This is a genomic window from Paenibacillus sp. J22P169 (genome assembly GCF_059691995.1).
On the sequence record NZ_JCAUAO010000006.1, the window covers coordinates 171,718 to 194,834 of the forward strand.

General features: G+C 50.1%; 21 protein-coding genes. 8 read left to right on the forward strand and 13 right to left on the reverse strand.

Annotated features, from left to right (window positions below; genetic code table 11):
- Positions 1-23: 23 nt before the first annotated feature.
- A complete protein-coding gene (locus tag AC58QG_RS24980) occupies positions 24-677 on the reverse strand; it encodes a glycosyltransferase (RefSeq protein WP_497364815.1) in 654 nt (217 codons plus the stop codon).
- A 125-nt stretch (positions 678-802) separates the two neighbouring features.
- Positions 803-2,026 (reverse strand): MFS transporter, encoded by a 1,224-nt coding sequence (locus tag AC58QG_RS24985; protein ID WP_497364816.1) that lies wholly within the window; start codon positions 2,024-2,026, stop codon positions 803-805.
- A 242-nt stretch (positions 2,027-2,268) separates the two neighbouring features.
- Here AC58QG_RS24985 and AC58QG_RS24990 point away from each other — a divergent pair, with 242 nt between their 5' ends.
- Positions 2,269-3,153: a LysR family transcriptional regulator gene (locus AC58QG_RS24990; protein WP_497364817.1), complete on the forward strand. Its 885-nt coding sequence runs from the start codon at positions 2,269-2,271 to the stop codon at positions 3,151-3,153.
- A 45-nt stretch (positions 3,154-3,198) separates the two neighbouring features.
- Here the strand turns inward: AC58QG_RS24990 and AC58QG_RS24995 are convergent, their stop codons facing one another.
- Both AC58QG_RS24995 and AC58QG_RS25000 read right to left on the reverse strand, forming a co-directional pair.
- Positions 3,199-3,828, reverse strand: a complete 630-nt coding sequence (locus AC58QG_RS24995) for a LysE family translocator (RefSeq protein WP_497364818.1) — start codon at positions 3,826-3,828, stop codon at positions 3,199-3,201.
- 21 nt (positions 3,829-3,849) lie between these two features.
- A complete protein-coding gene (locus tag AC58QG_RS25000) occupies positions 3,850-4,773 on the reverse strand; it encodes an ornithine carbamoyltransferase (RefSeq protein WP_497364819.1) in 924 nt (307 codons plus the stop codon).
- A gap of 248 nt (positions 4,774-5,021) precedes the next feature.
- On the opposite strand from AC58QG_RS25000, the gene dgoD reads away from it, so the two are divergent.
- A complete protein-coding gene (gene dgoD / locus AC58QG_RS25005) occupies positions 5,022-6,170 on the forward strand; it encodes a galactonate dehydratase (RefSeq protein ID WP_497364820.1) in 1,149 nt (382 codons plus the stop codon).
- A 373-nt stretch (positions 6,171-6,543) separates the two neighbouring features.
- On the opposite strand, the gene AC58QG_RS25010 is transcribed toward dgoD, so the two are convergent.
- The 4 genes from AC58QG_RS25010 to AC58QG_RS25025 form a co-directional block, all read right to left on the reverse strand.
- Entirely contained in the window at positions 6,544-8,319 is a 1,776-nt protein-coding gene (locus tag AC58QG_RS25010) for a glycerol-3-phosphate dehydrogenase/oxidase (protein WP_497364821.1), read from the reverse strand.
- 134 nt (positions 8,320-8,453) lie between these two features.
- Positions 8,454-9,962, reverse strand: a complete 1,509-nt coding sequence (gene glpK, locus AC58QG_RS25015) for a glycerol kinase GlpK (RefSeq protein WP_497364822.1) — start codon at positions 9,960-9,962, stop codon at positions 8,454-8,456.
- Positions 9,959-10,540, reverse strand: a complete 582-nt coding sequence (locus AC58QG_RS25020) for a glycerol-3-phosphate responsive antiterminator (RefSeq protein WP_497364982.1) — start codon at positions 10,538-10,540, stop codon at positions 9,959-9,961. The genes glpK and AC58QG_RS25020 overlap by 4 nt, the downstream gene beginning before the upstream one ends.
- 170 nt (positions 10,541-10,710) lie before the next feature.
- On the reverse strand, positions 10,711-12,708 hold the full coding sequence (locus AC58QG_RS25025) for a GTP-binding protein (protein ID WP_497364823.1): 1,998 nt from the start codon (positions 12,706-12,708) through the stop codon (positions 10,711-10,713).
- Positions 12,709-12,857: 149 nt separating this feature from the next.
- On the opposite strand from AC58QG_RS25025, the gene AC58QG_RS25030 reads away from it, so the two are divergent.
- The gene (locus AC58QG_RS25030; RefSeq protein ID WP_497364824.1) at positions 12,858-13,544 is read left to right on the forward strand and encodes a DNA-3-methyladenine glycosylase family protein; all 687 of its coding nucleotides are present in this window, start codon (positions 12,858-12,860) and stop codon (positions 13,542-13,544) included.
- A 534-nt stretch (positions 13,545-14,078) separates the two neighbouring features.
- On the opposite strand, the gene AC58QG_RS25035 is transcribed toward AC58QG_RS25030, so the two are convergent.
- Positions 14,079-14,657, reverse strand: coding sequence for a TetR/AcrR family transcriptional regulator (locus AC58QG_RS25035; protein WP_497364825.1), 579 nt, complete (start codon positions 14,655-14,657; stop codon positions 14,079-14,081).
- 16 nt (positions 14,658-14,673) lie between these two features.
- Complete coding sequence (locus AC58QG_RS25040) at positions 14,674-15,399, reverse strand: MBL fold metallo-hydrolase (RefSeq protein WP_497364826.1); 726 nt, start codon at positions 15,397-15,399, stop codon at positions 14,674-14,676.
- 179 nt (positions 15,400-15,578) lie between these two features.
- Between AC58QG_RS25040 and AC58QG_RS25045 the strand changes: the two genes are divergently transcribed.
- The 4 genes from AC58QG_RS25045 (at position 15,579) to AC58QG_RS25060 (ending at position 18,463) form a co-directional block, all read left to right on the forward strand.
- Positions 15,579-16,655 carry a M42 family metallopeptidase gene (locus AC58QG_RS25045; protein WP_497364827.1) on the forward strand — a complete coding sequence of 359 codons (1,077 nt, stop codon included), beginning with the start codon at positions 15,579-15,581 and terminating at the stop codon, positions 16,653-16,655.
- 53 nt (positions 16,656-16,708) lie between these two features.
- Positions 16,709-17,380, forward strand: a complete 672-nt coding sequence (locus AC58QG_RS25050; RefSeq protein ID WP_497364828.1) for a DUF1961 family protein — start codon at positions 16,709-16,711, stop codon at positions 17,378-17,380.
- Between the two features lie 212 nt (positions 17,381-17,592).
- Positions 17,593-18,036, forward strand: a complete 444-nt coding sequence (locus AC58QG_RS25055; RefSeq protein WP_497364829.1) for a GNAT family N-acetyltransferase — start codon at positions 17,593-17,595, stop codon at positions 18,034-18,036.
- 55 nt (positions 18,037-18,091) lie between these two features.
- On the forward strand, positions 18,092-18,463 hold the full coding sequence (locus tag AC58QG_RS25060) for a DUF2500 domain-containing protein (RefSeq protein WP_497364830.1): 372 nt from the start codon (positions 18,092-18,094) through the stop codon (positions 18,461-18,463).
- 547 nt (positions 18,464-19,010) lie between these two features.
- On the opposite strand, the gene AC58QG_RS25065 is transcribed toward AC58QG_RS25060, so the two are convergent.
- From AC58QG_RS25065 to AC58QG_RS25075, 3 genes are read right to left on the reverse strand one after another with little or no spacing between them, the layout of a single operon-like run.
- The gene (locus AC58QG_RS25065; protein ID WP_497364831.1) at positions 19,011-20,153 is read right to left on the reverse strand and encodes a HAMP domain-containing sensor histidine kinase; all 1,143 of its coding nucleotides are present in this window, start codon (positions 20,151-20,153) and stop codon (positions 19,011-19,013) included.
- The gene (locus AC58QG_RS25070) at positions 20,150-20,824 is read right to left on the reverse strand and encodes a response regulator transcription factor (RefSeq protein WP_497364832.1); all 675 of its coding nucleotides are present in this window, start codon (positions 20,822-20,824) and stop codon (positions 20,150-20,152) included. Before AC58QG_RS25070 ends, AC58QG_RS25065 begins: the two co-directional genes overlap by 4 nt.
- A 51-nt stretch (positions 20,825-20,875) precedes the next feature.
- Positions 20,876-22,456 carry an MDR family MFS transporter gene (locus AC58QG_RS25075; RefSeq protein ID WP_497364833.1) on the reverse strand — a complete coding sequence of 527 codons (1,581 nt, stop codon included), beginning with the start codon at positions 22,454-22,456 and terminating at the stop codon, positions 20,876-20,878.
- 168 nt (positions 22,457-22,624) lie between these two features.
- On the opposite strand from AC58QG_RS25075, the gene AC58QG_RS25080 reads away from it, so the two are divergent.
- Positions 22,625-23,110, forward strand: coding sequence for a hypothetical protein (locus tag AC58QG_RS25080; RefSeq protein ID WP_497364834.1), 486 nt, complete (start codon positions 22,625-22,627; stop codon positions 23,108-23,110).
- The last annotated feature ends 7 nt before the right edge of the window (positions 23,111-23,117 follow it).

Below are 23,117 nucleotides of genomic sequence, written 5' to 3' on the forward strand. Positions count from 1 at the left end.
AACTTATTTAGACTTTTTGGCACTCATTTGAACTTATCAGGGAACTGCTTGAAAATCCCATCCGACAACATATCGGCATACATCATCATATGATCCTCACCCTTATCATAGGCAAGGATATCGGCTTTCCAATCCTTTTTCAGCCTCGCGGTAACTTGATCGGTAATGAACTGCAAATGTGCATACATCATGTCACGCTGTTCTTTCTCCGACCAGTTCGGGTTAGCGGCGCTTAGAAACTTAGCGATATCATCCGCATTCCGGTACAACTCTTTGTTAAATTTCGCTAGATCGGCTTGATTGCCAGCTTTGACCGCGTCTACTACGCCTCCTGCTAATTGGATGTGCTCCCTCAATAGTTCGGCCAGCTTATTCCCCGCTGCATCGCCATAAACCGGCTTGATCGCGTCACCGATATCTTGCTGATTCTTCAGCAGCCTAGCCAAAACATCTTGCTGATCCTCTAGCCCTGCAATCGCACTGATAATGTAACTCCTCGTCCAGCCTACATGATCAACCCAGAGTCTTCTCATGTCTTGCTTAAGCTTCACCTTCGATGGGGTCATACAAGACGCAGAACCAGGTTCTTTCCCCGCAGCATGTACACCCATCGGCATGAAAGTGAAGGAAAGAACCATCGTTACGAGCAGCGTTACTAATAAGAACCTTCGTTTCATAAAAACCTTCTCCTCTGCAAACAATTCTCGAACATGGTTATTTTGAGGAAAAACTTACGTTATTATGCCCGTTCTCTACGGCTATAAGCAAAGAGACCCTCAGCCATCTGCTGAGGATCTCCTATTTAGACTAACTTGGCATTCTGCTTATGGAGTGATATCTTCGCTCGAGGGCGATGGTGCAATACATAGTACAAAGCAGCGGATAGCAAGGGAACGAGCCCTGCGACGACATACATCATGCGATAGTCCGACACGGAAGCGATCATTCCCATGACATAAGACCCTAAGCCGTACCCGAGGTCAAACAGTAAGAAAAACGTCCCCGTTGCACTCCCTCTGCGGTGTTCAGGGGCCAGCTTCATCGCTAAAGCTTGAAAACACGGTAAGAGCGCCCCGTAACCAACGCCCATAATGACTCCCGCCACCAAAACCATTGTTCCGGAGTGCGCTTGACTTAGCAGCAGCATGCCAACTGCAAACAAAATAATCCCAGGGTAATACAGATAATGCTCATTGTAAGAGTCGAATATTTTCCCAATCAGCGGCCGAAACACCACGATCATCAGCGCAAACACCACAAAGAAGGTTCCTGCAACTTGAGATTGATGAATTTCAACCGTAAACGAGGACATAAAGCCGGATAACGAGCTATAGGCAAAAGCTAAAATAAACCCCACCACCGAAATGGGCAGCGCCTTGGGTTCAATAAAATCACTCCACTGCAAGCGTCGTTTCTCCCGCTCTTCAGGATCCACTGGCTGCAACGCTTCTTGGCTTTGCTTCGGCACTCGCATACCTAGCGTGAAAAGGAGCGAGAGCGCGGCAATGACGCAAATTGCCAACAGCAACACATGGATGTCCTTATCTTTCCATAAAAATAAACCCAGCGCAGGGCCTATGACCATACCGACACTCATGAACATGCTGAAATAGCCCATTCCCGTGCCCTGACGTGAATTGGGCACGAGTGACGATGCAATCGTACTCGTCGCTGTCGAAGCAATCGCATAGCTCATGCCGTGAATGAGGCGAATCACCAGAAACATGAACATCCCCTTCGCACCGAAGTAGCTGATGCAAGCCAATAAGAAAATGACCATTCCGATGATGGCCATTTTCTTTTTACCATATCGATCCACCCATTGCCCTGAGAAAGGCCTAATCAACACGCCTCCGATGACGTAAATCGTAATCGACAATCCCATCTGCTGCTGATCACCGTGTAAGCTATCCTTTACATATAGAGGAAATGCGGTAGCTAGAATATAAAAAGTGAGAAACATGAAAAAGCTGCTCATACATACAACAACGAAATTTTTTGTCCAAATTCTCTCTCTAGTCAACATATGTGCTCCATTCTCCACTTAGGTTTTCTGTATGTTGAACTAGTATAAGAGGGAAAGTCAATAAAGTATAATACATATTATATGATAGAATGATCACATCAAAGTTATGAGAAAACCTCTATCGAGGCCATTCGAAGATGGACGACCGCGTATAGATGTAAATTTTATCGCCAATCAGAAAACAGTTTTCGGTAACCGAAAACTTATACTTTCTGATGTGGTAAGCAAAGCGAGGATTCATCATGGAATTCCTACAGCTTCATTATTTTCAGACTGTCGCACGCCTTGAGCATATGACCCAAGCTGCCAAAGAACTCAATGTCTCACAGCCCTCACTCAGCAACTCCATCCAGCGGCTTGAGAAGAAGTTAGGTCTCCCTTTATTCGAGCGTCAAGGACGGCATGTGAAACTGAACGCCTTCGGGAAGACATATCTCCGCCGCGTTGAGCAAGCTTTCTTAGAGTTGAAAGAAGGCGAACGGGAGATCAAAGATATGGCTGGACTCGACCATGGCGTCGTCTCCCTTTTTGTATCGCTTCCGCATGTGCTGCCAACCCTGCTCAAGGAATTCCTGACCCTTCATCCCCAAGTAAGAGTCGTCCAGCGTCAGTTGGCTTCTGCCTTAGAGATGAAAAATGATCTCGAGAATGCCGAAATCGATTTCTGTATCTCTTCTACCCCGGTAATAGGCCCGGATATTGAATGGCTTACACTCGTCGAAGAAGAGCTGTATTTGACTGTCCCGAAGGGGCACCGATTTGCGTCCAGAGACAGTATTCGTTTAATAGAAGCTGCAGATGAACCCTTCATCTCCCTATCCTCTCAAGCGAACTTCCGAGAAATTACGGATGGCTTCTGCCGTCAGGCTGGGTTTGAACCTCGCATCGCGTTTGAGCTTGAGGAAATCAGCGCTATACAAACTTTAGTCGAAATGGGGCTCGGCATCACGTTCACACTCCCGCTATCCCTAGGGAGGAAAGCTTCTAATCCTGACATCGTTCAGTTAAAAATAACAGAACCCTACTGTCACCGCACCTTCGGCATCGCTTGGAATCGCAAGCACTACCTCTCTCAGGCAGCCATTCATTTCCGTGAGTTTGTGATTGCTTTTTTTAAGCGTGGTTAGGGACGAGAAAAGACCCGCGGCAAATTGCTACGGGTCTTTATCGTTTTATTGTCTGCGCTCGAAAGCGAGACGCACTGCCAACCCCGTCAACACACTGCCCATCAGCCACCGCTGGATCTGCAGCCATAGCGGACGCGTGCCAAACCATCCGGCGATGCGGCTTGCCGTTAGCACGATGACGAGGTTCACCGTGAAGCTCACCGTGATTTGCGTGAGTCCCAGTGTTGCGCTTTGCAGCAGTAAGGAGCCTCTAGCAGGGTCCTCGAACTGAGGCAGAAGCGATACATACAGGACCGCAGCTTTCGGATTGAGAAGGTTGGTCATGAAGCCCATCAGAAATAACTTCTTGGGCGGGTCCACGGGTAGCTCCCGAGTGGTCAGCACTGATCTAGCACCAGGTTTTACAGCCTGCCAAGCCAGCCAAAGTAAATAGGCAGCTCCGGCCAGCTTTACAGCGTCGAACACAAAGGGTGCCGCCAAAAACAACGCCGAAAGCCCTAACATCGTGGTCACGATGTAGACTAGGAAAGCAAGTACAATGCCAAACAGTGAGATGATCCCCGCCATCCGCCCCTGCGTGACCGAGCGTGAGATTAAGTAGATCATGTTGGGTCCGGGCGTGCACACCATGCCTAGCGAGACTAAGGCAAAAGCGAGAAGCGTCGTGAATGTCATGTCGTGGTATTCCTCCTTCAGCTATAGGTTCAGTAGGTGTAAAAGCAAGCTTTTTTGAACATGCATCCGATTCTCTGCTTGCTGATAAATGATAGACTGCTCCGATTCAATCACATCTTCTGCGATTTCAAAACCTGGATGAATGGGCATATCATGCATAATATAGGGTGAATACTTCCCAAGACTCCGCCTGTTGATCTGAAAAGGCATCATGATGTCAATTCGTCTATGTTTCTCTTCTTGATAATCGACATCCGAGAAAAATTCCATATCAACCCACGTATCTGTGTAGATAAAATCAGTCTTTTTCATTGCTGTAGACAAAACTTCCACCTCTTCTACCCAGCCGCTTTGATAGGCCCCCTTCATTAGTTCTTCGTCCCACGAAGCTTCATTGACAATAGGCGTGACTAGCAGAAGTTTAATTCCCAAAGTCACACAACCCACTACTAAAGAATTGACAACGTTATTGTGAATCCCAACATAGGTTAGGGTTACACCCTCGAAGGTTCCTTTCTTTTCATAAATGGTCATTAAATCAGCCAGCGCTTGGCACGGATGATACTTGTCACAGCATCCATTAATCACAGGTACCTGAGAATAGGTAGCCAATTCTAGTAAATCTGAATGCTTTTTGAGCCTAGCCATGATCACATCGCAGTTCCTTGATGCATAACGAGCTTCGTATTTAATCGGAGAGATACTAAAGTTACTAGAATCCCAATCCATATTCACCGCATAGCCGCCCATTTGATGAATCCCTGAATGAAAGGAAAGCGCCGTTCGAGTCGATGATTTCTGGAAAAGCATGAGCAGCCCTTTGCGCTCACAGTGATGGTAGTAGACCTTGGGATTGTTTTTGATCTCAATGCCTTTAATGATAATGGATAACAAGGTAGCTTTGTCGAGTTCTTGTAATGATAAAAGGTGTTGCAATTTCGTCACCGCTTTCGCATATTTATTCAATTATTTGTATTTTTATACATTTTAGACGGAGTAGAGTTATGTGTCAATAGTTAGCGCCCCATGATTACTCCCATGGTTAGGAGACCCGGTTATGTCACCCCGATTATTGGGAATCATCCTATTACACCGTGCTTTCTCGGCATGTATAGCAGGAGTTTGGCAGCGCTTCACGAAATTCAACATGTGAACTGTCAAACATTCTAGGGTAACAGGAAGAGGGCTATTCCGTGAAAATTACAAAATTAGAATTGTTTAAAGTGCCGCCAAGATGGTTGTTTTTGAAAATCGAAACGGATGAAGGCATCACAGGATGGGGTGAACCTGTCGTTGAAGGAAAAGCGGATACGGTCGCAGCAGCCGTGATGGAAATGAGCGACCATATCATCGGGAAGGACCCGATGCGAATCGAAGATATGTTTCAGGTGCTGTACCGCGGCGGGTTTTATCGTGGAGGGCCTATTCTTACGAGTGCCATTTCCGGTATCGAACAAGCACTCTGGGACATTAAGGGCAAATTCTACAACGCCCCTGTTTACGATTTATTAGGAGGAGCTTGCCGTGACCGCACACGTGTCTATTCCTGGATTGGCGGCGACCGTCCAAGTGACGTAGGTGAATCTGCTAAACAGCAAGTTAAAGCTGGCTTCACCGCGGTGAAAATGAATGCTACAGAAGAACTGCACTACATCGATTCGTTTAGCAAAGTGGATGAAGCCATTGCCCGCATTGCGGCCGTCCGTGAAGCCGTTGGCAAAGACATCGGCATCGGCATCGACTTCCACGGTCGTGTACATAAATCGATGGCCAAAATCATCGTGAAAGAGCTCGAGCCCTATCGCCCTATGTTCATAGAAGAGCCTGTTCTGCCTGAGAACAATGAGGCACTGAAGGAAATCGCTCGCTATACCTCGTGTCCCATTGCAACGGGAGAACGCATGTATACGCGTTGGGGCTTTAAAGAACTAATCGCCCAAGGTATCGTTGATATCATTCAACCTGATCTTTCGCATGCCGGAGGTATCTTAGAAACTCGAAAAATTGCCGCAATGGCCGAAGCGTATGACATTGCCATTGCACCTCACTGTCCGTTAGGTCCTATAGCTTTAGCTTCCTGTCTGCAGCTAGATATCTGCTCACCAAATGCGTTTATTCAGGAGCAAAGTTTGGGCATTCACTATAATCAAGGCAGCGATCTGCTGGACTATTTGAAAGATCCGACTGTGTTTCAATATGAAGCAGGCTTCGTGAAGAATCTAACTGCTCCCGGTCTAGGGATCGAAATCAATGAAGCAAAGGTCCGTGAAATGGCGGCCATCGGGCACAATTGGAAGAATCCGATTTGGCGTCAAGAGGATGGTACGGTGGCGGAGTGGTAGGAGAGGGAATTCACCTCTAACAAGCACAAATAAGTCGTCCTGCAATTCCTTGAGGAATTGTGGAACGACTTATTCTGTTTGAATGAAACTTAGAGGTCTTTATAAGCTAGAATCGACGCAATAGATGGAAAACCTCCAGCTAATTCCTGCGTAATTCCGCCAAATCGCAGATTAACTGGAAAAACTCCAGCTATATCAGCAGAAAGTACCCAATCCGCTGGAAATGGCTCGTTTTATCTGTAGGAATTCCAGTTAATTTCCTAAAAGGGATCATTTCAGTTAAATTAGCTACAGGAATTCCAGTTATTCCATTTGCAGCTCCGCTAACTAATGCATGGAATACGTTTATTTTACATTGGTCTTTACTAACGGCTTAGGCCTCCAGCGGATGAACCGCCTCATGGAGCAGCTGCTCCAGCTCGGCGGTGTAAGCCTTTGCCTGCGCTTCGCTCCAGCCGAAGCGCTCCGCCAGGAAGGCCGACGCTGCAGCCTTCCACTGCCTTGCCCACGCGATATCGAAGAAGAGGGCGCCCGTGCGGCGGATAAAGAAATCCGCCGGCTTCACGACCATCTCGCGCTCGATCGCGTACACGAGCGCAGCGAGCACAGCGGCAGGCATGCCCCGCCGCTCCGCCTCAACCCGGTGCTGCTCCAGCAGCGCGAATACGGTGTCCACGTTGGACCCGTATCGCTGCGCGAGCAGCATCGCCTCAGGCTCGGTCAGCCCCAGCCGCAGGCCTTGGTTGACCTTGCTGCGCAAGAACGGCGCCAGCTGTGCGGAGCCGCCCACATCGCCGCCGGATATCGGCAGCGTCTTCGTGCGGCTCGGCGGGAGCGCCGCCGAGACCTTACCCTCCGCCACCAGCATGGCGGCGATCTGGTTCACGACCGACTCCGCCATTTTGCGGTAGCCGGTCAGCTTGCCCCCGGCCATCGAAATGAGGCCGGAGTTAGACACGAAGATTTCGTCGCGACGCGAAATCTCGGAAGGGTCTTTGCCCTCCTGATGGATCAGCGGGCGCAGCCCGGTCCAGCTCGATTCGACGTCGGCCTCCGTTAAACCGAGGGACGGAAACATCTCGTTCGCGGCACGCAGCACGTAGGCGCGATCCGCTAAAGTAATACGTGGATTGGCAATATCCCCTTTGTAGTTCGTGTCGGTCGTGCCGACATAGGTTTTGCCATCGCGCGGGATCGCAAACACCATCCGCCCGTCCGGCGTATCGAAATAGATCGCCTGCCCCAGCGGGAAACGGCTCTGATCAAAAACCAAATGTACCCCTTTGGTCAAATGTAAGGTTTTGCCCTGCTTCGAGCGGTCCATTTCACGAAGGGTATCCACCCACGGCCCTGCCGCATTCACGATTTTGCTCGCATACAGCGTGTACGAAGGGGTTTGATCTTTCCCGTCTTTCCCGTCTTTCCCCTCTTTCCCTCCATCTGATCTGCCAACTTCCGTCAGCTGATCCACAACCTTCACCCCAACCAACATGCCGTCCTTCACGATCAAATCCTCAACCTTGGCATAATTCACGGCCATAGCGCCAAGCTCCACCGCTTTTTTCATAACTTCAATCGTTAAACGCGCATCATCGGTGCGGTATTCCACATAGTAGCCGCCGCCTCTGAGATCTTTTTTCTTCAACAAGGGCTCGTGCTGCAAAGTCACGTCAGGGCTGAACATTTTACGCCGCTCTGAGCGCTTGACTCCCGCCAAGAAATCGTAAACTCTTAGGCCGAGTGACGTAGACAGCTTGCCGAACGTACCGCCTTTATAGAAAGGCAACAGCATCCACTCCGGTGTCGTCACATGAGGACCATTTTCATACACAATCGCCCGTTCTTTCCCTACCTCTGCTACAACCTTCACGTCCAACTGTTTCAAATACCGCAGACCACCATGCACTAATTTCGTCGAACGGCTCGACGTTCCCGAAGCAAAGTCCTGCATCTCAATCAACGCCGTGCGAAGCCCGCGACTCTGCGCATCCAGCGCAATACCCGCCCCGGTAATTCCCCCGCCGATCACGATCACATCGAATTGTTGCTGCGCCATCGCCTCGAGTGTCTCTTTCCTTTTCAAGCCGTTAAATGGGGTATGCTGGTTCACCTGTCTATGTTGTCCCGCGTTCTCTTTACCTGTTGTCATCCCAATCTCTCCCTTATATGAAAATAGAGAAACCACAACATACCTATCACGTTTGCACGTAAAGGTCCGCTGTGGTTTCTCCTAGTCTCCAACCGAATATGAACTTGTTAGGTGTAGTATAACACTGTATGCATTTATTTAAAAGCAATTGCGGCATTTACCGCCTTTTTCCATCCACTGTATAACTTTTCTTGCAATTCTGCTTCCATTCCCTGCTCAAAAGCCCGATCCACCTGCCACTGCGCCGCAATTTCCGCCTGATCCTGCCAGAAACCAACCGCGAGACCAGCCAAATAAGCCGCTCCTAGCGCCGTCGTTTCATTGATAACCGGACGCTCAACCGTGACACCCAGCATGTCGCTTTGGAACTGCATGAGAAAGTCGTTTTTCACCACACCGCCGTCGACCCGCAGCTTCTTAAGCTCAATACCTGAATCATCTTCCATCGCTTGCAGCACATCTTTCGTCTGATACGCAAGGGATTCTAAGGTTGCCCGGATAAAGTGCTCCTTCGACGTCCCCCGTGTCAGCCCAAAAACCGCGCCCCGCACATCGCTGTCCCAATAAGGCGTCCCAAGCCCGACAAAAGCCGGAACCACGTACACGCCATCGGTTGATACGACGCGTTTGGCGTATTCTTCGGAATCCTTCGCGGATTTGATCATGCGCAGCCCGTCTCGCAACCACTGAATCGCCGATCCTGCCACGAAAATGCTTCCCTCCAGCGCATACTCAACCTTCCCGTTCAATCCCCATGCAATGGTCGTCAAAAGGCCGCTGCGCGATGGAATCGCATGGTTCCCTGTGTTCATCAGCATGAAGCAGCCGGTACCGTAGGTGTTTTTGGCCATCCCTTTTTCGAAGCATGCTTGCCCGAACAGTGCCGCCTGTTGATCCCCTGCCGCACCTGCAATCGGGATCGAGGCACCGAAGAATAAGCTCTCCTGCGTGTGCCCATACACCTCAGACGACGAGCGAACCTCCGGCAGCATCGCTGCGGGGATGTCCAAATGCCCCATCAGCTCCTCGTCCCACTTCAGCTCGTGAATGTTGTAGATGAGCGTCCGCGAGGCGTTCGAATAATCCGTGACATGAGCTTTGCCGCCCGTCAGCTTCCAGATGATCCACGTATCCATCGTGCCAAAGAGCAAATCCCCCTGCTCCGCCTTCGCTCTAGCACCATCGACGTGGTCGAGAATCCATTTGATTTTCGTCGCCGAAAAATACGCATCAATCAGCAGCCCCGTCCGCTCCCGAATCAGCTCATTAAGCCCTTGCGCCTTCAGCTCCTCACAGATGTCTGCGGTCTGGCGCGACTGCCAAACAATCGCATGATACACGGGCATCCCCGTATGCTTATCCCACACTACCGCTGTCTCCCGCTGGTTCGTGATGCCAATTCCGGCAATCTCCGTAGGCTGCACCCCGGTCTCGGATAGAACCGTCGCGATCACACTTTGAATTGACAGCCAAATTTCGTTCGCATCATGCTCCACCCAGCCTGGCTTCGGAAAATACTGCTTAAACTCTTGCTGAGCGGTGTGCACAATACTTCCTTTTTGATCGAATAAAATCGCTCTAGAACTTGTTGTCCCTTGATCGAGGGAAAGGATATATGAGGGCTTGGATCCCGTTGTTGTCATGATTGATTATGCCTCCTTGTCACGCCATCGTAATGCTGCCACAGCTCATGGTTTGAAGTCGTCACAGCCGTCGCACCTGCCGCAAGCGCCTGCTCCACATCATCTATGGAACGAATCAGGCCGCCTGCAAAAATCGGAATACCCGAACGCTCTTTCACCTCTTTAATAATGTGCGGAATGACACCGGGCATAACCTCGATGTAATCCGGCTGTGTGCGTTCGAGCAGGGTGTAGCTTTTGTCCAGCGCAGAGCTATCCAGCAGAAAAAGTCGTTGAATCGCAAGCAAGCCGTTCTGTCTTGTCTTCGTAATCACATTGCCTCGCGTCGAAATGATACCCGCAGGGCGAATGCTTTGGCATAGAAATTCAGCGGCGAACTCGTCGTTTTTCAGTCCCTCGATCAAATCCGCATGCAGCAGCAGCTTCTTCCCATGGGCTCGGCCCAGGTCTACAATACTTTTCAGCTGACCAATATGACTGTCGAGCAGCACGATATACGTGTACGACGACTTCATGAGCTTCTCTAAATCCTTCATCTTGCGAATGGCTGGTAAAATACACTGATCCTGCAGCGACATGCGCTTCACCTCGATTTTCTGAAACAAAAAGACTCACCAAGATTTGCCTTCTCTTATTCAAAGGGCAATCCGAGTGAGTCTCCTGTTCTCCGTCACATGTTATTAACTTACTTGTATTTTACTCAAAGGAGGGACGCCCTGTCAATGATCGGTGGTTGCTCCCCGAGGGCTTAATTAGATAAAGCCTTTCGTACGGCCAAAATATACTTCGACTGATCGAGCGGATTAACACCGCGCCGTTTGCGCTCTGCATGAACATCAGGAGGACTTGGCTGATAGCCTGCAAAAGAGGACGTAATCACGCCGCGCCCACCCGACATCGCGCTTAGCTTCACGGGATATTCCAGTGATGTTGCCACAGGAAGTCGCCCTTCCAAGACGAACCGTCCGCCTGCTATGCTAGGCGGCTCGAAGGTCGCCCTCATCTGCACGAGGTCGCTCAGCACCTTGCCGCCGAACTCTTCTGGCACGGTAATACGCACCTGGAGCATCGGCTCCAGCAGCGTTGTGCCCGTCTGCGCCAGCCCTTGCATGATGCCCATCGGCGTGGCGACAGCAAAATCAAGTGGATGGGTGTGCCACACATGGTGCTCACCCTCGACGAGCGTCACCTTCACATCGGTGACCTCCCAACCGAGCAGCCCCTGCTGCAGCGCCTCCGGCACGCGGCGCGCCACCTCATTCTGGTACTGCACGAGCAATTGCTCGCCGCGTACCTGTGACTCATACACGAGCCCGCTGCCCGGTGCACCAGGCTCGATGCGAAACCGTAAGATCGCCCAGCACGGCTTGGGCATCGTATAAGCAATGAAGCCTTCGCCCGCTTGGGAAGGCGTTTCTTTGTAGATGACGGAAGGTTGATCGAACCTTACCGCGAGGCCGAAGCGCGAGCTTAAGAGACTCGTCAGAATCTCGAGCTGGATCGCGCCCATGACCTTGACGTGCAGCTCACGCTCGTCCTGCAGCCATTGCAAATCGAGCAGCGGATCCTCGTCCGTGAGCTCCTGCAGCGCGGCGACGAGCGCAGGATACTGCGCAGCGCTCTCGGCGTGCACCTGCACGGTCAACAGTGGCACCGCCATGCGCGGCGCAGGCGGCACGCTGTCCGGCCGACCGAGCACATCGCCGATCCGCACCTGCGTCAAGCCGCACACGGCCGCGATGTCACCCGCCGCTACAACACCGAGATCTTCGGCTTTACGGCCGTCGATGCGACGAATCTGGGTCACCTTCTCCTCCACGCCCTGCGTGGCATTGACGACGGTGTCCCGGTTACGGATCGTCCCCTCGTAGAGGCGGACGTACGCCATGCGCCCCATGGTCTTGTCGCGCTCGACCTTGAACACCACAGCCGAAAGCGGCTGCTCGGCATCACCGCGCGGCTCAGGCAAGTAATCGAGGATCGCTACCAGCAGCTCCTCGATACCGAGTCCTTTGCTGGAGGCTCCAACCAGCAAAGGAAAAGCCTTCCCCTGCCGCGCGTACCGCTGCAGGGCGGTTCGGACCTCGTGCGCCGCGATGGGCGCACCTTCGATGTAGCTCGTGAGCATCGGCTCATCGAGCTCGGAGAGCTTTTCGACCGCGGCTGCGAGGTCGAATCCACGGAGCGCGCCGACTGCCGGCGCGTCGTCCAGCACGTTCTGCGCTCCACGGAACGTGTCCTCAATACCGAGCGGCGCATAGATCGGCACCGCCATCCCCGTGAGCTGCTTTTGAATCTCCTGCAGGACTCGTTCAGGGTCTGCGCCGACGCGGTCTAATTTATTCATATAGAGCAGCGTCGGGATGCGAAGAGATTGCAGCGCATGCCAGATCATTTCTGTCTGGGACTGTACACCCTCCACGGCAGAGATAATCAGAATCGCTCCGTCCATCACACGTAAGGAGCGCTCTACCTCCGACAAGAAATCGACGTGACCTGGCGTATCTACCAGATTGATCCACGTATTTTGCCAGACTAAGCTCGTCGTTGCACTCCGAACCGAAATCCCCCGCTCACGCTCCACCTCCAGGGAATCCGTCTGTGCCGTCCCGCTATCTACACTGCCTAGCGCGCGAATACGCCCACTTAGATATAGCAAATGCTCCGTAGTTGTCGTCTTCCCCGCATCAACGTGCGCGAATATCCCCACATTCCTTCTCGACACTATGCGTTTCTCATCTGTCATTCCGGCTCCGGCCCCTTTGGCTTTCATTCTTTCTTCTATTATACTCAAAGAGAGTCGATTTGGATAAGTCAACCAATTCTCTCTTCTTGAGAGAGTATGTAGCGAGAATGCGCCCGTTTTGGAAATGATTTTTCAGAGGAGGAATTATTATGCACCAGCCTACTGTGCCTACTACAACCATTAAACTTCATAACCAGCACCCTGCCATCATCGCCCTATCTCAAGCTGACCCGAAACTAGCCCGTCTAATCGAACTCATGGGAGAGCTCACACTTACACCCAGTTTTCGTCCCTATGAGTCTCTCGTCATGTCGATTATTTCACAACAGCTCTCGGCCAAAGCCGCATTAACTATTAAAACGAGAGTTAAACATATCATCCCCTCCATTACGCCAGAGGACGTTCTAGCCACAGATGAGGAAGCCATCCGCCAATGTGGGGTCTCTTATCCCAAAATCCGCTATATCCGCGACCTTAGCACCAAGGTGCTGAGTGGTGAAGTCATGCTGGATCAGCTGCAGGATGTAGATACCTCAGAACTTCTTAAGCAGCTGACTAGCGTCAAAGGAATCGGCATCTGGACCGCTGAAATGTTCCTTATCTTCACCTTAGGCCGACCCGACATTCTATCGCTTGGCGATGCCGGTCTACAGCGTGCAGCCCGCTGGCTGCATGCGCTTCCCGAGCGTCCGGATAAAAACTACTTAACCGTCGCCGCCGAAGGCTGGGCACCTTATCGCAGCTTCGGCTCCCTCTATTTATGGCGCGCCATTGACACAGGACTTGTTGATTCCGGCTTGCCGGTGGAGGCTTGCGAGAAACCGGAGCACGGCTAGAACTGCTTAGTGCCTGCTACCCAATTTGCATCCTATCCTCGAGCCAACTCACACTTTCCCATAAATACTAATTGGCAGCCTTATTTGCTGCATGAACTTCGAATCGGGGGAGTATTGCGACTTAGCTCGCCTCCCCAAGGTTCAAATACTGAAAAAAGCGCAAAGCAGCCCAGACAGGACGCTAGCGCTCTCATTAACTTATACTTACTTCTCCCCTTACTCCTACTTATAACTTTACTCTCTTCCCCAGCCGTCCCCGACACAGTTCAACAAATTTAACTGGATTTTATGCAGCTAATTTTACTGATTTTCACCCAAACGCAAGAATAGCTGGATTTCCTACAGGTAATTTCCGCCCAAAGCCGCACTATCACCAAACCCGGCCATAATAGCTGTATTTTTTCCATCTAATTGTCCGGCTTCATGCCATACAGCTAAATTAACTGTATATTTTCCATTTAGTTGACCTCATAGGCGGCCAGTCAGTTCACACTACATATACTTCTACTGCACCTTAATTCCAACCGTATCCCACTACTTGTCACGACCTGCATCTGCACGCAGCCCCCGCAAATACGTCTGCAACAACCGACGCAAACTCTCGTCTCGGTCTAGCCCCATGCGAAAGCCATTCCGATGCTCGAGCGAAGCGAAGCCATGCACCATGCTTCGAAACCCTCGCACAACATGCAGCGCGTCTTCTTCGCTAAGCCTATAAGGCTCAAGAATACGAAGCAAAAAGCTCACAACCCCAGCACCAACCTCTTTCAGTTCGGGATCTTCATAATCAGGCAACGCTGAGATCGCCTCGTACAAACCCGGCTGCTTCCGGGCAAAATCCACATAAGCCACACCCGCAGCCAACAGGGCGTCATCCTCAGCTTTACCAATCACAGCTTCGATCATCGCTTCTTTCACGAGAAGAAGGCCTCGCTTAGAGAGCTGCTTTCTCAAATCAGGTAAGCCCTTAATGTGATTGTAAAGGGAAGGTGTTTTGATATGAAGTTGGGCCGCCAGCGCTGCCAGCGAAAGCTGCTCAACCCCCTGTTGATTAGCAAGTTCTATTGCCGCTTGCAGGACCGTTTCTGCATCTAACCCTTGTCGAATAGCCATCTTGTGCCCCTCTTTTCTAAATTGTCACTGATGCAACTTGGAATTTCGCTGTCGCTTCTTCGAGCGCAGCATCCATGATGCCAACCGGCTGAACAATCATCCGTCCATGTCCAACTGCCAGTAAGCTGGGCTCTAGCTGTCTCAATTTGCGCGTACTCGCCAAAGAAGCTTCTTTACTCCACGTCGCCATCGCTGGGAACGGGAATCTCCATTTCACTACACCTGATACTGCTACCCCGCCTCGTACCTGAAAAGCATCCCCAGCAATCAACGCACGACTCCGTACGTCGAGGAAAGCCATGGAACCTGGTGTATGACCAGGAGCAGCAATAGCTTGCAACGAACCGATTCGATCCCCGTCGGCCAGCAGGACATCCGGTTTTGTCTGAACCCCTTTCGGGATGCCACCCTTAATCGGCGTTTGAGGCTCATCCGCCTCCAGCTCCACGTTGCCTGCCAATAGCTTCGCATCCCTTCTGGAGATATAGACTTCTGCTTGCGGCAATTCTTTTTTCAAACCGTCTAGTGCACCGATGTGATCCCCATGCGCATGTGTCAGAACGATACGTGTAATCGGCTTCCCAATTTGCTTCGCCGCCTGCAGGATACCTTTCACACTGAATGGCAAAGCCGCATCAATCAAGGTTAATTCGGATTCTTCCTCCACCAAGTAACAATTTACTGGGAAGAATCTCGGCATAAAAGCCAGTTGGTACAAATGTCCGTTTCGCGTTATTTTCATTTCCAACGCCTCCTTTTAACTACTTATATTAGTATAATAACTAATGTCATTAGTTTTGTAAAGAGGCAATTTCCCTCTATTTGAAAACTGATCAATTGTCTGAGTGTTCTTTATTAGACTGTGGTAAAATAGTTCTCATATTTGTCCAATAGTCTATATAAAGTGAGCGAGGTTACCTAATGAATAATGACACATTAGCACTTTTTAAAACATTAACTGAGATGCAAGCTGCTCCTGGCTTCGAACGAGAGATCCGTGCCTTTGTACGCGGCGAGCTAGCCAAATATACCGATGAGTTCGTGCAGGACGCGCTCGGCAGCCTCTTCGGGGTTGTGCGCGGTGACGAGACAGGACCTCGCATCATGGTGGCGGGCCACTTCGACGAGGTAGGCTTCCTCGTAACTGGCATCACCGAGCACGGCACGGTCAAGTTCCAACCGCTTGGCGGCTGGTTTAGTCAAGTGCTGCCCGCGCAGCGCGTGCAGATCATGACAGCGAACGGACCGATCATCGGTGTGATCGGTTCCGTGCCTGTGCACTTGCTGGACGAAGCTGCGCGCAGCAAGCCCGCAGACATTAAGACGATGTACATTGACATCGGCGCAGAAGACAAGGCCGATGCCATCGCCATCGGCATCAAGCTCGGGCAGCAGGTCGTACCGATCTGCCCGTTCACGCCTCTGGCCAATCCGAAGCGGATTATGGCCAAGGCTTGGGACAATCGCTACGGCGTAGGCCTCGCGATTGAGCTGTTGAAGGAGCTTCACGGCGGGCCGAAGCTCCCGAACGTTCTGTACGCCGGTGCCACCGTACAGGAAGAGGTCGGCGTGCGCGGCGGAAGAACGGCTGCGAATATGATTCAGCCGGACTTGTTCTACGCGCTGGATGCAAGTGCGGCCGGGGATATGACCGGCGACCGCCAAGCTTTCGGGCAGCTGGGGCGCGGAGCGCTGCTGCGGATCTTCGATCCCACGATGATCACCCACCGTGGGATGGTCGAGTTCATTCTGGATATGGCGGAGACGCATAAGATCCCGTATCAGTACTTCATCTCGCAAGGTGGTACAGATGCCGGGCAGGTGCATGTACAAGGCAGCGGGATTCCATCCGCTGTAATTGGGGTATGCGCGCGCTACATTCACACGTCCGCGTCGATTCTTCACGTGGACGATTACGCCGCGGCGAAGGAATTGCTAATCAAGCTGGTACAAGCCAGCGATCGCACGACATTAAACACCATACTTGATCGGGCATAAGCTAGAAAGATAGTAGAAACGTCAGATAGAACTGGTAATCGAGGAGGTTTGCAATGATCCCTGCAGGATGGAAACTCATCTACCAAAACGCGCTCTCATCGCCACAGGATGTGGAAGGATTTCGTATGGAAGGAGACGGCGCGGTCTCCTTCCCCCTAAACAAGATGAGGTTGGAAGGAACGCGAAGTTTGGAGGACGAATACAAGGCTAACATCGTATTTTGGTGTCCGCAGATATTCCCCGCTGACGTTGCCATCACATGGGATTTTTGGCCGATTCGGGAGCCGGGGCTCGCCATCTTATTTTTTGCGGCTACAGGAACAGAAGGCTATGACCTGTTTGACTCTAAACTGCCGGCGAGAACAGGCGAGTATGATCAATATCATCACGGAAAGATGAATGCACTGCACGTCTCTTATTTCCGCAGGCGCTATGCATCAGAGCGAGCCTTTCATACTTGCAATCTCCGTAAGAGCTACGGCTTCCATCTCGTGATTCAAGGTGCGGATCCGATTCCAGACGTGGCGGATGCTGTCGGACCTTACCGAATCACCGTCCTTAAGCAAGGCGCGCGCGTCACATTCGCTATTAACGAACTTCCTATTTTTACATGGGAGGATCCCGGTACCACTTACGGCCCGATACTGGGAGAAGGACGCATCGGCTTCCGGCAGATGACTCCGTTAATCGCCGAATACGCGAACCTTGCCGTCTATACTCCTTAGAATAGTTTCATTTAGATGACACCGACGAGATGTTCGAACAAACGCAAAGACCTCTAGCGCAGCTAATAGCTCTAGAGGTCTTTTGGCGTTCATAAAAAACTTTTTCTTCCTGATGTGGTAAACTTTTTACATTTTTTTCATAATTATAGAACTAATGTTCCAATATATGGTACAATTAACAGCATAACTTGTTTTTAGAAAGAAGGATACCCATGACCTCAATCATTCGTGAAGCAACACCCCAGGATACATCAGCGATCAGCTCACTCGTTTCTCATCTTACCGGCAAAGTTATTTCTCCTTTACATATTGAAAACAGGCTGCATAACATGCGAGATAATCCAGATGAATTGCTATATGTCTATGAAGAGAAGAATCGGATTCTCGGTACATTAAGCTTTCGAATTCGCAGAGATCATGAAGTGCATAATCTAACTTTTAGCGAAATTTCGGTGATCTCCTTCAAGCAAGATCCCGATAGTAACCAAGCCCCCATGGAGCGATTGAAGACATATGCCGAACAGCTTACATGTGATCATAATTGCTCTGGGATGATGTGGCTTACAGACGTTGAATCTACTGACAAATCCCGAACAGCCCAACCTCCGATCGGTTTTCATGAATCCGGCTACCGCTTTGTCAAGCGTTTCCTCTAACTTGGAGAACGTGTACTCATCTTAATCTATTAATTCTACGAAGGAGTGCTTACATGTGTTGACTGGATTTAATGAAGGAGCTTTAAGTACTCTTGTTCTTATCCTCTTCATCATCATCCTTATTCTCGTGGTTGGCATCTTTCTGTCCATTATTATTAAATCCCTTTCGGCCTGGACCTCCAACAACAACGCACCTATTCAAGATCGAGCCTGTAAGGTTGTCGCCAAACGGATACAACTCTCTGGAGGCTCCGGTAATTTAAGTTCGAACACCTCTTATTACGTTACTTTTGAGTTCGAGGACCGGAGCAGAATGGAACTATGGATAGGACGTCAGCAATTTGGCTATATGGTAGAGGGTGACAAGGGAAATTTAACATTCCAAGGTACTCGTTTCAAAGAATTCGAACGCAAAAAAGCGATATAAGCAATTCCACGCATACGCTAGCATTTAGAAGAAAATACAAAAAAATAGACATATTAATGCCGATATTTGAATAATCTGAATATTTACAATATTTTAATAATGGGCTATGATGAATCCAAGGCAGACAGGGAGGACAACCCGCACCAGAAGGTGCCGAATCAACGAAGAGCCTAACAATCTTCTATGAGAGGGGATAGTCCATTGGACCACGTTAGCGAAGCATGCTACTCACTTGCGCTCTAAACGACAGGAGCCACGTGTTGGAACGTCCCACTCGTTCAACCAGCATGCGGGAAATCAGATTAGGCAGGTCATCATTCGAGGAAAGGAACTACAGTGAGGGACTTGTCGTAAGTAGGATAACAAGGAAGATACACTTTGAGGAAAGGACACTTTAACTTTGAGGCTTACTTATCGATTTCAACAACTGACTTGCGAATTTTCGGGGAATGGAGTGTGCGGAAGAACAATTGAATAGGCAAAATGACTCATAGAGACCTCCGGTTATCATGGATAAGCGGGGGCCTCTATTTGCGTTCACACGATGTTATTTATTAGGTTGCTGTGCCTTCTGTACAATCGGTAATCGGACGATGAAGGAAGTCATCTCCTCCACCCCGCTTTCCACTGTGATCGATCCGTGATGCATCTCTACAATCTTCTTTGCGATCGACAAGCCAAGCCCATTGCCGCCAGCCGTTCGATTCCTAGACTTATCCGCTTTGTAAAACCGTTCAAAAATATGCGACTGATCCTCTTCTGGAATGCTAGGTCCGTTATTCGAGATTCGCGTTACCGCCTCTTCCCCGTTACTGACCACACGAACACGAATCGTGCCACTAACTGGCACAAATTTCACCGCATTGTGGATCAGATTGATCCATACCTGACTGAGCAAGTCCTCATCGGCCTCAATGGTTACACCATCCAGCTCGACGTCCATTTCGATATCTTTGTCCACCCACTGCGGCTCACAAGCGAGAATATGATTGCGCAGCTGTTTATCCAGACGGTAGCTCTTCGGTTCAAAAGGGTGATGCTGCGACTCCAAGGAGGTCAGCTTCAGCAGACTTTCACTGAGCTTGGATAAGCGTACGCTTTCGGTTTCAATGATTTTCAAATAGTGCTTACGTTCCTCAGGCGACAGCTGATCATTCTGCAGCGCGCGGGAGAATCCGCTAATGGACGTTAAGGGCGATTGGATCTCATGGGAGACGTTCGAAATAAACTCCTGCCTCATTTTCTCCAGTTGCCCGAGATCGGTCGCCATTTGATTGATGGATTCCGCTAACTCCACGAAGGGGCCATTCCGCGGGTTATTATCTACCGACACATTGAAGTCCCCTCTCGACATGCTGCGGATCGCTTGATTCAAGCTTTGAAAGAATATCAATTGATGTTTACGCAAAAATTGGCCAAGGATGGCCATGGTGAGCCCCCACAGAAACATACCGCCGATGCAGTTGATCAGCTGCACCAAGACTTCCGGAGGGCGCTTCCCCAGATGCGTGTAGAGATGTTCCGTGCCATAGAAAGCACCTAGCCAATACACGATTATTAGAACAAATATCCCTAAGCCAAAAAAGAAACCGCCTATTCGCTGGAGAATGGTCTGATTCTTGTTGTTCATTCGCCGCCGTTTCTGTCTTTCTCTTCGTTCTCTTCTCTCTGCTTTGCGCTTATTGTTCACTTCAGCACCTCCAAGCGGTAGCCCAAGCCTCGAATTGTAGCGATGCGAAAAGCATGCCGCTCCTCAGGGAACCGCTCACGCAGCCGATTAATATGCACATCAACCGTACGTTCATTTCCTTCGTAGTCAAATCCCCAAATCTGCTCGATCAATTGATCGCGCGAGAAGGTTTTGCCCGGATAGCTCGCGAGCTTATAGAGCAGTTCGAATTCCTTGAGAGGCAGCGTGATGCTCTCTGCGCCAACGGTCGCTTCATAGGTTTTGCGATTCATACTTAAATCGCCAGCTTGAATCGTTTGCGAGGAAGCGATTCTGTAGCGCTTCAGCAGTGCTCTCACCCGCATCGCCAGCTCAAGCGGCTCGAAGGGCTTGGTGAGATAATCGTCTGCACCAAGCTCGAAGCCTTTGACCTTTTGGGCGGTTTCACCTTTGGCCGTCAGCATGAGTATCGGCAAATCATAATGCTCCCGAAGCTCCTTGCATACTGCCCACCCGTCCATATTCGGCATCATCACATCGAGGATGACCATATCGACTTGGACGGTTTGCAGCTGCTTGAGGGCTTCGACGCCATCCGCGGCCTCGACAACATCGAAGCCCTCGTTCAGCATGAAAACACGGACAAGCTCACGAATATACGGATCATCATCTACGATCATAATGGGTGCCATGGTTCATTCATCCTCACTTCTTGAAGTTCTTATTTGCACATACAAAACTATCTATGCTTGCAGCGGAGTATCCTTGTTCGCACCTGTATCCTTATCCTGCTTTTTCATTGCATTCGGCAGCATTCTAGCCTTCCCAAGGAAGATCGCCGCGATAACACCCGTGAATACAATTAGGCTTCCCGTAATAAATACGCCACTCAGTGAGTGAGCAAATACATGCTGCAGCTCGGTTAAAATATCCGCAGGAAGCTTTGCTCTAGCACTAGGATCCAATAATAACTGCGGATTGGCAAATTGCTTTAGCTGCTCTGCAGGGACTTGCTTGAATTTCTCACCCATGCCGCCAAGGCCATCTGTCATACGATTCGTCATCAGAACCCCCATGATGCTGACCCCAATGGTTGCACCGATGGATCGGAAGAACTGCACGAGTGAGGTCGCGACGCCGCGGCTCGCAGGTCCTACTTCTCCTTGCACCGCAATGTTGAGAGTTGGCATAATGAGACCCATGCCCAGCCCGGCAACGATCATATCCAGAATAATCACTAGTTTATTTGTTCCAACATCCATGGTCGACATAAACGTAAAGCCTAATCCTATGAGGAACATGCCCGTGATAATTAATGTACGGTAGGACACTTTACTCGACATTCGTCCGCCGATAATTGCCGTAGCTACCACTGACAGCATCAACGGCGTTAGAATATAGCCGCCGATCGAAGGACTCACGCCAATGACCCCTTGCACGAATAATGGAATGTACGTAATGGCACCGAACATCCCCACACTCATGAGGACCGCGATAATACTCGTTACGGAAATCACTTTATTTTTGAATAAATGCAGGGGAATCATCGGTTCTGATGTTTTCGTTTCTACCCATAGGAACAGCGCAAGCATTATCGCACTCACGGAGAAAAGACCTACGATTTGTGGAGAGCCCCACGCATAATGTGTACTTCCTGCTGCTTGCGGATCGCCGCCTAATACGAGACCGAGCAAGCCTGATACAATTGCACTGCTTAGCGTGAGTGCACCTAGCCAGTCAATGGCGCGCTTCACTTGTGTACGGCTTTCCTTCAGCATAACTGCGATCATCACCATCGCCGCGATACCGAAAGGCAGATTTACATAGAAGATCCAGCTCCAATTCAGATGTTCCACGATGAAGCCACCGATTGCAGGGCCAATAATACTGGACAAGGCCATGACACCACCGAACATCCCCTGCATTTTACCTCTTTTCTCAATAGGCAAAATATCACCAATAATCGTAAACGCAATTGGCATAAGCGCACCCGCACCAATCCCTTGCAGGCCTCTGTAAATAATTAATTCCGTCATATTCGTTGCCAAACCACATAACGCAGAGCCCACGATGAAAATCCCGATACCCGTGAGGTAAATACGCTTCCTGCCATACAGATCGGCTAGCTTCCCGAAGATTGGCATGCTCGTTGTTGACGTCAGCATATAGATGGAGAACACCCAGCTGTACATGGCGATTCCGCCTAGATCACGAATAACGGTCGGCATGGCTGTCGAGATGATCGTTTGATCTAGTGCACCCAACAGCATACCTAGCATGAGTCCAATTATGACCCATTTTACATTTTTTTGCTCACTGCTCATGTTCAATTCGCTCCTTTGCTGCTTTCCTTGATAGAAATTAGCATAAGCGCATAATATAAACTGAATTTAAACCAACTGAGCTTTTTATAAATGAAAGGGCTTTATTTGGAAAAAAATTTATGATAAATTTGGGGAAGGAACAGTCTAGTCTAGGGGGTTGTGGCCTGTATGACAAATAACACATTGGCGGATTTCAACAAGCTGACTACCGAGGAAGCGGAAGCCCTGTTTCAACGCGAGGTGCTATCCGAAGGTTTTGCAGGGTTCAGGCGGTTACTGGACACGCTTACGGATGCGATCAAATTTGCAGGAGACACCGAAATGGAAGTGGTTGAGCAGTCGGTCGCGAAAGCAAAACGTCTCTTTCCAGAACCCGTTGATTTCAGTCCCTCCTGGGAGAAAGTTTGGCCCGAGCTTGAAAACACAATAGCTGCCAAGAAACACATTTTCGCAAACATTCCCCTCGCAGAAAGAGCTGGCGAATGGCAGGTGATTATGGATAATCCGCTTGTCGTGCAAGAGGTTGTCTGTTATCCGGCGTTGACGTTTGATGCTGCTGCTTACCTTTATGCCTATTTCCGACCTCAATTGGAAAAGTCCGAATACATTCGTCTTCAGAAAATCCAAACGGTGATTCAGGAAATCGGCGGTTAGCACCACT

What these genes read in the sequence shown, in the direction of transcription:
- glpK (WP_497364822.1), bottom strand. Translation starts at nt 9,962, where the DNA reads ATGACAACAACGGGATCCAAGCCCTCATATATCCTTTCCCTCGATCAA.
- AC58QG_RS25075 (WP_497364833.1), bottom strand. Translation starts at nt 22,456, where the DNA reads ATGAGCAGTGAGCAAAAAAATGTAAAATGGGTCATAATTGGACTCATG.
- AC58QG_RS25050 (WP_497364828.1), top strand. Translation starts at nt 16,709, where the DNA reads ATGATCCCTGCAGGATGGAAACTCATCTACCAAAACGCGCTCTCATCG.
- AC58QG_RS24985 (WP_497364816.1), bottom strand. Translation starts at nt 2,026, where the DNA reads ATGTTGACTAGAGAGAGAATTTGGACAAAAAATTTCGTTGTTGTATGT.
- AC58QG_RS25035 (WP_497364825.1), bottom strand. Translation starts at nt 14,657, where the DNA reads ATGGCTATTCGACAAGGGTTAGATGCAGAAACGGTCCTGCAAGCGGCA.
- AC58QG_RS25020 (WP_497364982.1), bottom strand. Translation starts at nt 10,540, where the DNA reads ATGTCGCTGCAGGATCAGTGTATTTTACCAGCCATTCGCAAGATGAAG.
- AC58QG_RS25070 (WP_497364832.1), bottom strand. Translation starts at nt 20,824, where the DNA reads ATGGCACCCATTATGATCGTAGATGATGATCCGTATATTCGTGAGCTT.
- AC58QG_RS24980 (WP_497364815.1), bottom strand. Translation starts at nt 677, where the DNA reads ATGAAACGAAGGTTCTTATTAGTAACGCTGCTCGTAACGATGGTTCTT.
- AC58QG_RS25010 (WP_497364821.1), bottom strand. Translation starts at nt 8,319, where the DNA reads ATGACAACAGGTAAAGAGAACGCGGGACAACATAGACAGGTGAACCAG.
- AC58QG_RS25080 (WP_497364834.1), top strand. Translation starts at nt 22,625, where the DNA reads ATGACAAATAACACATTGGCGGATTTCAACAAGCTGACTACCGAGGAA.
- AC58QG_RS25040 (WP_497364826.1), bottom strand. Translation starts at nt 15,399, where the DNA reads ATGAAAATAACGCGAAACGGACATTTGTACCAACTGGCTTTTATGCCG.
- AC58QG_RS25030 (WP_497364824.1), top strand. Translation starts at nt 12,858, where the DNA reads ATGCACCAGCCTACTGTGCCTACTACAACCATTAAACTTCATAACCAG.
- AC58QG_RS25055 (WP_497364829.1), top strand. Translation starts at nt 17,593, where the DNA reads ATGACCTCAATCATTCGTGAAGCAACACCCCAGGATACATCAGCGATC.
- AC58QG_RS25025 (WP_497364823.1), bottom strand. Translation starts at nt 12,708, where the DNA reads ATGACAGATGAGAAACGCATAGTGTCGAGAAGGAATGTGGGGATATTC.
- AC58QG_RS24990 (WP_497364817.1), top strand. Translation starts at nt 2,269, where the DNA reads ATGGAATTCCTACAGCTTCATTATTTTCAGACTGTCGCACGCCTTGAG.
- AC58QG_RS25045 (WP_497364827.1), top strand. Translation starts at nt 15,579, where the DNA reads ATGAATAATGACACATTAGCACTTTTTAAAACATTAACTGAGATGCAA.
- AC58QG_RS24995 (WP_497364818.1), bottom strand. Translation starts at nt 3,828, where the DNA reads ATGACATTCACGACGCTTCTCGCTTTTGCCTTAGTCTCGCTAGGCATG.